Below are 12,279 nucleotides of genomic sequence, written 5' to 3' on the forward strand. Positions count from 1 at the left end.
GATTAGTGTAATCAGGGATGACTGAGCTTCAGGATCGCGATGACTGAGCTTCAGGACCGCGTAGTCGCCCGCCTCGTAGCGGCTCAGAACGCCCGCGATGCCGCGCCGTTGCGCGGGGAGGACGCGGTGGGCGATGCGCTGGCCCTGCTGCGCGAGGCCGCGCCGTCGCCCGAGGAGGCGATCGATCTCGACGCGATCGCCGCCGTCTGCTGGACCTTCTGGCTCCGCCATCAGGGCTCCGAGGACCCGGACGCGCAGCGCAACGTACTGATCGCGCTGAGCACCTTCGGCTTCCTGTGCCCGCGGGCCCCCGCGGGCGCGCTGCTTCCGCAGCCCCTGCGGGACTCCTTCGACCCCGCGGATACGGGGCACGAGGCACGGTTCGCCTACCTCGTCAGCTCGGCGTACGGCGATGCCGTCGGCAGCCTGCCGGATCTCGCGGAGGCCGACCGGCTGACCGCGCTGGACCGCGCGCTCGCCTGGTGCGACACGGCACTTCAGCTCCTGCCGGAGGACCACGAGGGGTTCGTCGAGCTGACGTTCCACGCTCTCGGGCTCGGCGTGACGCGGTTCGAACTCGCGGCGGATCCGGACGCGTTGGCGGAGGCGGCTCGGCACGCGGGGGTGTTGTGCGAGCGGCTGCGGGCCGTCGGGGTGGGGGCGGTTGAGGGGGCTGCGGGGGCCGAGGGTGGTGAGGCGGCTGAGGGGGCTGCGAGTGGTGACGTGGTCGAGGTTGGCGCGATCGCCCTCGGGACCCTTCTGGACGCCGCGCGGCTGCTCGGTGAACCTTCGCTCGCCGAGGTCGAGCGGCTGGTGGCGGCCGCCCCGGAAGGGGCCCTCACGCCGGAGGCCGCCGAAGGGCTGCGCTTCCTGCGCGAGCTGCACGCCGAACCCGTCGCCTGGCCGGGGGAGCAGCACTTGCGCGTCGGCTCGGTCATCGCCGACGCGGGCGTACGTGAGCACGACGCGGGCCGGATCGCCTGCGGTGTCCGGCGGCTGCGCGCGGCGCTCGCCCACACCCCCGCCGACCACCCGGCCCATCCCGTCGCCACCGCCGCCCTGAGCCAGGCGCTCGCGGCCTTCGCCGAGGAGCGGGGCGACGACGCGGCGGCACGCGAGGCGACCCGACTGCTCGCCACCGTCGACGTGACGCGCGTGGTGAACGATTCCGACGCCGAACTCCTGTCCGCTGTCCAGGGGTTGGCGGAGCTGGTCGAGGACGACGATCCGGCCCGACTCCAGAATGCGGGGCCGCTGCTCGGCCACCTCGTGGAGCAGCTCAGGGAGCGGGCCGCGAGCGGCGACGGTGACTCCGCAACCGACGGCGCCTACGTCCCGGACATCGACCTCGAAATCCTCGACATCCTCGGCGCGCTCGTCGGAGAGACGGCCGTGGTCTCCGACGACCGGATCGCGCGGTACCGCGCCGCCCTGGCCGGACTGCCCGCCGACCAGCCGCGTCGCCACGCCTATGTCGCCGTGCTGGCCGCCCTCACGGGAGCGCACGGACAGGCTCTGCAGGAGACCGAACCCGCAAGGTCGGCCCAACTCGCCGCGGATTCAAGGTCGTTGACCGACGAGGTGGCGGCCGACGCACCGGACGGCTTCCTGCCGCTCGGCCTGCTGCGGCGTGGGCTGTTCGACGCCGCGCTGCCGGTCGCCTTGGCGACGGTCCACGCCGACGTGCCGGACGGGTCGACCCACACTGGCGCGTCGACGGGACCGGGCGGGACGATCCACACCGGCGGGCCGACGGGACCAGGCGGACCGGGCGGGGCGGCCGGCGGGGACGACGCGGCGGACCTGCGGGACCTGGCCAAGATGGTCTCCCTCCTGTCCCGCCTCGACGATGTGCGCCTGGACGACCCCGCACACCTCGGCGACGACATCGAAGTCATGCGGGAACTGCTCGCGGACACCGAGGGCGAGGACCCCTCCCTGCGGGCGTACCTCGCCGCGTCGCTCGGCAGCGCGCTCTCTTCGCAGGCCGCCGTGCACGGTGATCCCGCGCGCCTCGACGAGGTCGTATCGCTGCTGCGCTACGCGCGCTCGCACGCGCCCGACCTCCCCGGAGGGCTCGATCAGATTCTCGCCTCCGCACTCACGTCCTCGTCGTTGGGACGCTTCGACCCGGAGGCGGCGCGTGAGGCGGCGGCACTGCTCGCCTCGGCGGCCGCTGAAAGGGCAGCGGCTGAAGGGGCGTCCGTCGAAGGGACCGCCACCGAAGGAGCGCCCGTCGGAGGGACAGCGGCCGAAGGGGCGCCTGTCGAAGGGGCAGTCGGTGATGGGTTGCCCGTCGAAGGGGCAGCCGCTGATGGGTTGGCCGCCGAAGGGGCGCCCGCCGACCTCGACATGGCGGTGCTGTCGGCCCGTACCGAATTCTTCAATGCCATGGGGAACTACGTACTGGGCCACGAACCGGGCCAGCTCGCACGTGCCCGGGACCTTGCGCAGCGGCTCACGGACCTCACAGCTCGAGCGGCCGCGCGGGCCGGGAACCGTCCGCCGGGGCTCGACGTGATGGGCGATGCCCTGACCGGCCTGATCGACAGCATCGGGCCCGGTGGCGGTCCGAGGCCCGGCATCACCGACGACCAGGTCGAGCAGTGCCGGCGAACGTTCGCGGTGTGCCCCGCCGGTCACCCGATGCGGCTCTTCACCGCGTCGACGCTCATGCGGGTGCTCACACAGCGCGCCGTGGCGGTCCGCGCCGCCGACCCGGAGTCCGCGGCGCGTCTCGTGGCCGAGGCCGCCGAAGTGGTCCGCAGCGTCGAGGCGGAGGCACCGGCCGACTGGGCCGACATGATGCGTACCTTCATCGGTGTCATCGGGGCAGGACGCCTGCCTCCGATCTCCTCGGAGCAGCCACCCGCGGCCCCGACGGAGGCCCCGCCCCAGACCGCCGCGAACGCCGTGGACGCCATGATGGCGACCCTCCGCACCCGGCTGTCCGGCAGCGCCGACGCCACCTCGCTGCGCGACCCCATGCTCCCGGTGTGGTTCCGGGCGCACGGCGAAATCGGCGCTGCGGCGGGTGCGGTGGGGCGCGAGCGTCTCGACCTGGCCCTGGACCACCTCGAAGCGGCCGTCGAGGCCATGGCCGACGTGACCGACCGGGGCAGCGACCAGCAGTCCGCCGAGCACGGTCTGACGGCGTTCGAGGGGGACATCCGGTCGATCATCGAGCTGGTCCTCATGGTCGCCCTCGGCCGCGAAGCCGCCGACGGTGCACGCGCCCTCGCGAGCGAGCTCAGGGTGGCGCTGGAGGAGAAGCGCCTGCCCGACACCCTGCCCGAGCCCGGCGCCCTCTTCCGCACCGTCGCCGGGCCCGACGTCGACCGCGCCACCGAACTGCTCGAACGCGGGCGCGGGCTGTTGCTGTCACGGCGGATCGAGGCCCGCGCCGACATCGGTGACCTGCGCTCGGCGCACCCCGCACTGGCCGACGAGTTCGAGCGGCTGACCGACCGGCTCGCCGCCGAGCCCGAGGCGGCCGCCGAGCCCGGCGCGCCCGACCCGGCGGCTGCCCCCGGGCACGCCGAATGGTCCCGCCTCGCCAGGCTCCGCGCCTCCCGCGAACTCGACGACCTGGTCGACCGCATCCGCACCCGGCCAGGCTTCGACGACTTCCTGCGCCCGCTCACCGCGGAACAACTGCGCTCCCTCGCGGCCGACGGCCCGATCGTCGTGCTCAACCATGCGCGACGCCACTGCCACGCCCTCGTCGTGACGGCCCGGTCGATCACCGCACTCCGCCTCGAAGCCGCGTCGGACGAGATCACCGACACGGCCCGGCGGCTGGTCGACGCCGTCGACGCCATCAACGCGCACGGCACGTCGAGGCCGTCCCCGGCGCAGCTCATCGCCGCCGGGGCCACGGTCCGCGAGACACTGGCATGGACGTGGCACAAGATCGTGTGCCCGGTCCTCGACCTCGTCGGCTCCTACGACCCCGTACCCGACGGAGGCCAGTGGCCGCGGATCTGGTGGGTCCCCACCGGAGCCTTCAACGCCCTGCCGCTGCACGCCGCGCAGTGCACGCTCCCCGACTGCCCCCTCAACGGCTGCGGCGCCGCCCTCGACACCGTGGTCTCGTCCTACGTCCCCGGATTCCAGACCCTGGCATACGCCCGCACCCGAGCCGAGTCCCGCGATGACGCCGGGGCGCGCCACCAGACCGAGTCCGGCCGTGACGCCGGGCACCGCGGGGACGCCGGGTCCCGCGATCCCGCTGAGTCCGGCGATGATGCCGGGCACCGCAACGAAGCTGACCACCGCGGCCATGCCGGGCACCGCCCTTCCGCCGACTTCCGCGACGACACCGGGGCCCTCGCCCAGGCCGAGTCCGGCGATCCCGCCGGGTCCCCCTATCCCGCCGGGTCCCGCGAGGACGCCGGGTCCCCCTATCCCGCCGGGTCCCGCGAGGACGCCGGGTCCCCCTGTCCCGCCGGGTCCCACGAGGACGCCGGGTCCCGCGATCCCGCTGAGTCCGGCGATGATGCCGGGCACCGCGACGAAGCTGACCACCGCGGCCATGCCGGGCACCGCCCTTCCGCCGAGTTCCGCGACGACGCCGGGGCCCGCGCCGAGTCCGGCGATCCCGCCGGGTCCCCCTGTCCCGCCGGGTCCCGCGAGGACGCCGGGTCCCGCGATCCCGCTGAGTCCGGCGATGATGTCGGGCACCGCAACGAAGCTGACCACCGCGGCCATGCCGGGCACCGTGATCCCGCGGAGTCCCGCGACGATGCCGAGGGCCGTGATCTTGCCGAGTCCGGCGACGATGTCGAGAGCCGTGATCTTGCCGAGTCCCGTGGCGATGCCGAGCGTCGCGCCCACGCCGACCATCACGCCCACGCCGCGCCCCGCGCACACACAGACCACCGCGACCCCGGCGCCCCCACCAGCCCCCTCCTGGTCGCCGCACCAGAGGACGAACTGCCCGGCGTTGCCGCGGCGGCCTGCTACGTCGCCGGGCTGCTCGGCGCACCCGCGCCGCTGGTCGGCGCTGCCGCGACCCGGGAGGCCGTGTTGGCCGCGCTCGGCGCCACCCCGTGGGCGCACTTCGGTTGCCACGCGGCCACCGACCCGACGGAACCCTCGGGCGCCCTGCTTCACCTGCCGAGCGGTGAGCCGCTGTCCGTTCTCGAGATCTGCCGGGCGCGGCCGCGGTCGGCGCGCCTCGCCTTCCTCGCGGCCTGCGGCACCGCCCGTACCGCAGAACGCCTCTCGGACGAGGCCATCCACATCACCAGCGCCTTCCTCCTCGCCGGCTTCCCCACCGCGGTCGGCACCCTCTGGGAGATCGACAGCACCCACGCGGACCACGTCACCCGGGACTTCTACCGCCGCCTGACCGCCACCCCCACCGCCGGCCCGGCCCACGCCCTCCACCACACCGTCCGTGAGCTGCGCCGCCGTATCCCCGACCGCCCCCACATCTGGGCGGCCTACGTCCACGCGGGGACCTGAGCGGCCGCGACCCGGCCGCGCCTCTTGCCCGCTGGGGCTCACGCCGAGGCCGGATACCCTGACCGGGTGATTGAGAATCTTCCTCCCTGCCCGCAATGCTCCTGTGAGTACACCTACGAGATGAACGCCCTTGTGGTGTGCCCCGAGTGCGGGCACGAATGGGTTCCCGCCGAGAGCGGTGCGGAGACCGGGGACGCCGCGGGGGAGCGGGTCGTCAAGGACGCCGTCGGCAATGTGCTGCAGGACGGCGACACCGTGGTCGTCGTCAAGGCGCTCAAGGTGAAGGGGAGCCCCTCGGGGATCAAGGCCGGCACCAAGGTGCGCAACATCCGGCTGGTCGACGGAGTCGACGGCCACGACATCGACTGCAAGGTCGACGGCTTCGGAGCGATGCAGCTCAAGTCCAGCGTGGTCAAGAAGGCCTGACCCGTCCGTCCCGGGGTTTTCGGCGCAGCAATCGGACACGGAATTGCAAGATTTCGCAATTGCCGCGCCGGTCAGTCGCGGTCGGTGACCCGGGCGGGGGCGGCCGACCTGGCACCGAAGGACAGCTTGAGCATGCGGGTGTCCCCGCATCGCGGGCAGTGACTGTCCGGTCCGACGGCGGTGCGGCGGCCCGGTACCTCGACGCGGGTTCGGCCCGGCCGGAGCCGCAGACGAGGATGGGGCCATGTTCTTGACGAGTGGGTGGATGCGATGCGTCGACGTCCGGCCGGTGGGGCCGGGCTGTTGTGCCGGGGAGGGGACGGCACGATGAGTACGCCGCTGTACCAACTGAAGGCCGAGTTCTTCAAGACGCTCGGCCACCCGGCCCGTATCCGGGTCCTGGAGTTGCTGAGCGAGCGCGAGCACGCGGTCGCCGAGATGCTGCCGGAGGTGGGCATCGAGCCGGCGCACCTGTCCCAGCAGCTGGCCGTGCTGCGCCGGGCGAACCTGGTCGTGACCCGCAAGGAGGGCTCGACCGTGTACTACTCGCTGACCAGCCCGCACGTGGCCGAGCTCCTCCGGGTCGCCCGCACCATCCTGTCCGGCGTGCTGGCCGGCCAGGCCGAACTGCTCGCCGACCTCCAGGCCGCCCAGACGCAGCGGAAGCCGCCGTCGTAGCCGACGGCCCTCACCAGAGCGTCGTGTCGTAACTCCAGCCGCGGGCAGGCGCAAGATCCGCGAGACCGGGTGGGTGGCCGAGCCTCCGCCGCCGCGCCGGAGGGCGAAGTCCCGCCGCGGACACGGGAGTTCGGCGGCCCGGTGCAGGTGCGGTGTGTGGACGCGGGCTCCCGCGACGGCTGCGAGATCGCGATCGCGGCGGCCTTCAACTCGGTGTACGACGCCTAGCGTTACGGCGCCCGCCGGGTGGCCTCGCCCCGGCACGCGGACGTGGCGCCGGTGACGGGCCGATGACACGCACCATGGCCGAATCCGCGCACTGCTCCTGGAACTGGAGCGCACCCACCACCACGTGATCGACCTGCGCACGCTCTGCAAGACGTCGGCCAGGGCATCCTCAACGCCCACGCCCAGCGCGTCCGCGAGCAACTCCTGCGCCTGAACCGGGAGATCACCGGCCACCGCCGCTGCGTGAAAGCAGGTCAACCCGTCGTTCTTCGACTGGCCCGCCCTGCCGCTCCGTTCGCTCTCGTACGCGGGCAACGACCCGTAACAGTCGTGTCCGTGGCAACACGGGGATCGATCAGCCGAGGAGCCTGCGCTTCTGCTCCTCGAACTCGGCCTCGGTGAGCACACCCTGTGCCTTGAGTTCGCCGAGCTGCTTGAGTTGGTCGAGCGTGCTACCCATGTCGTCGGCCGGCGCTGCGGCCTGCTGCGGCTGTGCGGAGGACACGGGCTGCGGCGGGGGTTCCTGGTAGCCCTGTTGGGCGGCCCAGCGCCCCTGCTGGCGGCGCGAAACGCGGTTGGACACCGCGGTCGCCGTTCCGGCGACGACCGCCGTGCGGGCCACTCCGCGAAGAAGACCTGGCATGGCGATGTCCTTTCTCACGCGGAATCGCTGTATGACTCCTCGACTCCTCGAGTCGAATGACTCCTCGAGTGGGCGCGTCAATAGTCGGCATACCGTGCCTCCGCATTGTTTCACCGCTTGCTATCCGCTGCACGTCGGCGCGGGCGCGGCCGACGTGCAGCCTCGCCGAACTGCTTGAACCGCTCCGAACTGCTCGCCGACGGAACTCGTGGCAGGCTGGAAATGTGTGAGCCGTCGGCCGAATCCGTCTCGGCGATGGACCTAGGCAAGAGGAGTCCCAAATGGCCACGCAGAGCACAGGAGTGCAGCAAACCACCACCCGTGGGGGAATGGGCGTAACCGGCTGGACGGTATTCGCCTCGATCATGATGATCTTCGGCGGCATCATGTCGATATTCGAGGGAATAGCCGCCATCGCCGAGGACGACGTGTTCGTCACGACCCGGAATTTCACCTTTCAGTGGAGCCTCGCCGGCTGGGGCTGGCTGCACCTCATCCTCGGCATCGTCGTGACGCTGGCGGGCTTCGCCCTGTTCAGCGGGACCATGTGGGCCCGCATCGTCGGCATCACCGTGGCAGGGCTGTCGATGCTCGCCAACTTCGCGTGGCTGCCTTGGTACCCGTTCTGGGCCATCACGCTGATGGTCGTGGACGCCTTCGTCATCTGGGCCCTGTGCGCCCGCACCGGCCCGGACGTCGCAGCCTAGCCCGCGGAGCTGATGGAGCCGCGGAGCCGTTGGAGCCGTTGGAGTCGCGCGGCGGCGCGTGCTTGCGCCGTTCGGCCCCGGCCATCACCCGCACGGGGCTGACGGGGCACGCGCCGTCGGGCTGTGCTGACCCGCTGGTGCTTTCGTTATGGGGCGGATTCCCCCGGTAACGGGGTTGCACCCATAGGGAGTCATCAGTGGAGACCAGCGGCAGCGACGGCACTCGGCCGGGGCCGATTGCCTTTCCCCTCCTCAAAGGTCAGAAGGCGCTCGTCACAGGCGCGAATTCCGGCATCGGCAAAGCGACCGCCATCGCCCTCGGACGGGTGGGCGCCGATGTCGTGGTGAATTACGTGGCCGGCCAGGACGCCGCTGAAGAGGTGGTGCGCGAGATCGAGGGTTTCGGTGTCCGCGCGTACGCGCATGAAGCGGACGTCTCCCAGGAGGACCAGGTCGTCGAGATGGTCGCCCGGATGGTCAGGGAGTTCGGGACCATCGACGTCATGGTGGCGAACGCGGGCCTTCAGCGGGACGCGCCCATCACCGACATGACGACGGACCAGTGGCACAAGGTGCTGGACGTCAACCTCACCGGCCAGTTCCTGTGCGCTCGCGAGGCGACCAAGGAATTCATGCGCCGGGGCGTCGTGCCGGAGGTGTCACAGTCGGCGGGGAAGATCATCTGCATGAGCTCGGTGCACCAGCTCATCCCCTGGTCCGGGCACGCCAACTACGCGGCGTCCAAGGGCGGTGTACTGATGCTCATGGCGACGCTCTCGCAGGAGCTCGCGCCGTATCGGATCCGGGTCAACGCAGTGGCCCCCGGGGCGATTCGCACGCCCATCAACCGCAGCGCGTGGGACACCCCCGAAGCCGAGGCCGCCTTGCTGCGGCTCATTCCCTACCGCCGTGTCGGCGACCCGGACGACATCGCGAACGCGGTGGCCGTACTGGCCTCCGACCTGCTCGACTACGTCGTGGGCACCACGATCTACGTGGACGGCGGCATGACGCTGTTCCCCGGTTTCGCGACGGGCGGCTGAGAGGTTCCGTTCCCCCGCCCGTCCCGATGACCAGCGAGGCCCCGCGTGACCAACGCGATCGACGTCCTGGCGGCCACCCCGCCCCAACTCCTGCCCGCACGCCAACTGATGGCCTTCACCCTGGCCGCCCACATCCTGCTCGTGCCCTTCGGCGTCGCTCTGCCGGCCCTCACCCTGCTCATGCACCACCGCGGGCTGCGCAAGGGCGACGAGGTCGCGCTGCGCATCGCGCGCCGCTGGTCGGCGGTGATGGCCGTCCAGTTCGCCATCGGCATCGTGACGGGGACCGTGCTGTCCTTCGAGTTCGGGCTGTTGTGGCCAGGCATGATGGGGCGTTGGGGCGACGTCTTCGGACTCGCCTTCGGTATCGAGGGATGGGCCTTCTTCCTCGAGGCGATCCTCATCGCCATCTATCTGTACGGCTGGCGCACCCTCAAACCGTGGCCGCACTTCTGGGTCGGGATTCCGTTGTGCGCGTCCGCCCTGCTGGGGGCGTTCGGGATCATCGCCGCGAACTCGTGGATGAACACCCCCCAGGGCTTCACCCTCGATTCGTCCGGGAACCCGGCGAGCGTCGATGTGCGGCAGGCGATCTTCACTCCGATCTTCGGCCCCGAATACTGGCATTTCCTGGGCGCCGCCTACATGACCGCGGCCTATGCCGTGGCGGGCGTGTACGCGGTCGGCTGGCTGCGCGGCCGCAGGGACCGCTACCACCGGCTCGGCTTCACCCTGCCGTTCACGGTCGCGGCCATCCTCACGCCGATCCAGTTCATGCTCGGTGATTCGCTGGCCCGCGCCGTGTTCCACAAGCAGCCGGTGAAGTTCGCCGCCATGGAGATCGTCTGGAAGACCGGCACCCACGTCCCGGAGTACATGTTCGGGCGGATGCACCCCGACGGGAGCATCTCCGGCGGCGTGAAGATCCCCCAACTCGACTCGATCCTGGCCGGTTTCAGCCCGGCCACCAAGGTGTCGGGACTCACGACGGTCCCCGCGAGCGACCGTCCGACGGCCACTCAGGCCACCATCGTCCACTGGGCGTTCGACATCATGGTGACCATCGGGAGCCTGCTCATCCTGCTGGCGCTCTGGTACGGCTGGTGCTGGCTGCGCCGCCGTGACCTGCCCAGATCACGCTGGTTCTACCGGAGCGCGGCCGTCGCCGGCGCGGCGTGCCTGCTCACCGTCGAGTGCGGCTGGATCACCACGGAGGTGGGCCGCCAGCCCTGGATCGTCTATCAGCACATGCGAGTGTCGGAGGCGGTCACCGGCACCCACGCCTACGGGTTGTGGACGATGCTCGGCATCGTGATCGTCGTGTACGCGTGCGCCTTCGGGGCGTTCCTGACGGTCGTACGGAAAATGAGCGGCAGATGGCGGCAGGCGGACTCGGGCGCGGCCGCGGAAGGCGCGGCGGAGGGTCCGGAGAGCGAGATCCCCTACGGGCCGCGGGCGATGTCCGGCGCCGATGACGGCACAGGGCACGGGAACGGAGGCCGCGCATGACCATCGCGGACCTCGTGGCCTGGGTGCTGCTGATCCTGGTGGCCGCCTACGCCTGCGCCGGCGGCACGGACTACGGTGCCGGATTCTGGGACCTCATGGCCGGTGGCGCCGCGCGCGGCAGACGTCCCCGATGGCTGGTCGACCATGCCATGGCGCCGGTCTGGGAGGCCAACAACGTCTGGCTCATCTTCATCCTGGTCGTCATGTGGACGGGCTTCCCGATCCTGTTCCAAACGATCTTCTCGGCCATGTGGCTCCCGCTGGCCCTCGCGGCGGTGGGACTGGTTCTGCGCGGTGCGGGTTTCGCCCTGCGCAAACCCACGCGGCGGCTCGCCGGGCGCAGGGTCTACGGGGCGCTGTTCGCCGTCTCCTCGCTGCTGACGCCCTTCTTCCTCGGCGCGGCGGTCGGGGGCCTGGCCACCGGGCGGGTGGCTCCGGGGACGCCGGCGTCGGCCGAGGCGTGGTCCAACGGGACGTCCGTCGTCGCGGGCCTGCTCACCGTCGCGGCGACCGCGTTCCTCGGCGCGGTGTTCCTCACCGCCGACGCCCGCCGCTTCGGGGCGACCGACCTCGTCGGCTATTTCCGGCTGCGGGCCTGGTGCAGTCTCGTCGTCATCGCCGTCCTGGCGCTCATCGGTCTCGGCGTGACACATGACGACGCGCGTTATGTGTACGACGGTCTCACCAGCGGAATCGGGCTGGCCCTGGTGCTCCTGGCAGTGGTCGGCGCACTGGCCACCGCAGGGTTGCTGTACCGCCTTGCCACCGGGTGGGCGCGGCTCACGGCGGCCGCTTCCGTGGCCCTCGTCGTCTTCGCGTGGGGGCTGGCCCAGCGTCCGTATCTCATTCCCACCTCGCTGACCGTCTCCCAGGCGGCGGGGGCTTCGACGACGCTGCGCTGGCTCGCCCTGGTCACGGTGATCGCGGTCGTGCTGGTCGGGCCGCCCCTGGTCCTGCTCTACCGGCTCGACACCCGTGGCGCTCTGCAGCCCCTCACCGACGCGGACCTGCGCCAGGCGGCGCCTGGATCCGGTCCCGAAGGCCCCACGTGATCGTCGTGGTGCTGGGCGTGGCGGGCTCCGGGAAGTCCACGGTCGGCGCCGCGATCGCCGACGGGCTCGGCGTGCCGTTCCTGGAGGGCGACGCGGTCCATCCCGGCAGCAATATCGCCAAGATGCGCGCCGGGCATGCCCTGAACGACGCGGACCGCGAGCCATGGCTGCGCATCCTGGCCGACCACATCCGCGGGTCCGCCGTATCCGGCCAGGGGCTGGTGGTGGCCTGCTCGGCGCTCAAGCGCCGCTACCGTGACGAACTGCGGTCCGCCGCAGCCGAGGTCTGGTGCCTGTACCTGGCCCTGGACCGGGACACCGCCCACGGCCGCGTCGCCGCGCGCACCGGGCACTTCATGCCCGCCGGGCTGGTCGACTCGCAGTTCGACGATTTGGAGCCGCTGGAGCCGGACGAGCCAGGCGCCACCATCGACGCCACTGGGGACCGCGAGGTCACCGTCTCCCTGGCCCGTTCCGCCGTCGCGGACTTCGGCGGCCGTGCGGCGCCCTGAGGCGCCGAGCCG

10 protein-coding genes are annotated in these 12,279 nt (G+C 71.7%); 9 read left to right on the forward strand and 1 reads right to left on the reverse strand.

Annotated features, from left to right (window positions below; translation table 11 throughout):
• Positions 1 to 39: 39 nt before the first annotated feature.
• From ACFY0T_RS25795 to ACFY0T_RS25810, 4 genes are all read left to right on the forward strand, one after another.
• The gene (locus tag ACFY0T_RS25795) at positions 40 to 5,469 is read left to right on the forward strand and encodes a CHAT domain-containing protein (RefSeq protein ID WP_388874921.1); all 5,430 of its coding nucleotides are present in this window, start codon (positions 40 to 42) and stop codon (positions 5,467 to 5,469) included.
• A 66-nt stretch (positions 5,470 to 5,535) separates the two neighbouring features.
• Complete coding sequence (locus tag ACFY0T_RS25800; RefSeq protein ID WP_388874924.1) at positions 5,536 to 5,895, forward strand: zinc ribbon domain-containing protein YjdM; 360 nt, start codon at positions 5,536 to 5,538, stop codon at positions 5,893 to 5,895.
• 327 nt (positions 5,896 to 6,222) lie between these two features.
• A complete protein-coding gene (locus ACFY0T_RS25805) occupies positions 6,223 to 6,573 on the forward strand; it encodes an ArsR/SmtB family transcription factor (RefSeq protein WP_388874927.1) in 351 nt (116 codons plus the stop codon).
• Between the two features lie 69 nt (positions 6,574 to 6,642).
• Positions 6,643 to 6,801, forward strand: coding sequence for a hypothetical protein (locus tag ACFY0T_RS25810; protein WP_388874930.1), 159 nt, complete (start codon positions 6,643 to 6,645; stop codon positions 6,799 to 6,801).
• 355 nt (positions 6,802 to 7,156) lie between these two features.
• Here ACFY0T_RS25810 and ACFY0T_RS25815 read toward each other — a convergent pair whose 3' ends face one another.
• The gene (locus ACFY0T_RS25815; RefSeq protein ID WP_388874933.1) at positions 7,157 to 7,444 is read right to left on the reverse strand and encodes an SHOCT domain-containing protein; all 288 of its coding nucleotides are present in this window, start codon (positions 7,442 to 7,444) and stop codon (positions 7,157 to 7,159) included.
• Between the two features lie 281 nt (positions 7,445 to 7,725).
• Between ACFY0T_RS25815 and ACFY0T_RS25820 the strand changes: the two genes are divergently transcribed.
• From ACFY0T_RS25820 to ACFY0T_RS25840, 5 genes are all read left to right on the forward strand, one after another.
• Positions 7,726 to 8,151: a hypothetical protein gene (locus ACFY0T_RS25820; RefSeq protein ID WP_388874936.1), complete on the forward strand. Its 426-nt coding sequence runs from the start codon at positions 7,726 to 7,728 to the stop codon at positions 8,149 to 8,151.
• A 197-nt stretch (positions 8,152 to 8,348) separates the two neighbouring features.
• A complete protein-coding gene (locus ACFY0T_RS25825; protein WP_388874939.1) occupies positions 8,349 to 9,194 on the forward strand; it encodes an SDR family oxidoreductase in 846 nt (281 codons plus the stop codon).
• Positions 9,195 to 9,239: 45 nt separating this feature from the next.
• Positions 9,240 to 10,703 (forward strand): cytochrome ubiquinol oxidase subunit I, encoded by a 1,464-nt coding sequence (locus ACFY0T_RS25830; protein WP_388874942.1) that lies wholly within the window; start codon positions 9,240 to 9,242, stop codon positions 10,701 to 10,703.
• The gene (locus tag ACFY0T_RS25835; protein ID WP_388874945.1) at positions 10,700 to 11,755 is read left to right on the forward strand and encodes a cytochrome d ubiquinol oxidase subunit II; all 1,056 of its coding nucleotides are present in this window, start codon (positions 10,700 to 10,702) and stop codon (positions 11,753 to 11,755) included. Before ACFY0T_RS25830 ends, ACFY0T_RS25835 begins: the two co-directional genes overlap by 4 nt.
• Complete coding sequence (locus ACFY0T_RS25840) at positions 11,752 to 12,267, forward strand: gluconokinase (protein ID WP_388874948.1); 516 nt, start codon at positions 11,752 to 11,754, stop codon at positions 12,265 to 12,267. Before ACFY0T_RS25835 ends, ACFY0T_RS25840 begins: the two co-directional genes overlap by 4 nt.
• Positions 12,268 to 12,279 lie beyond the last annotated feature (12 nt).

Source organism: Streptomyces sp. NPDC001530, from assembly GCF_042894545.1.
Taxonomy (GTDB): Bacteria; Actinomycetota; Actinomycetes; order Streptomycetales; family Streptomycetaceae; genus Streptomyces.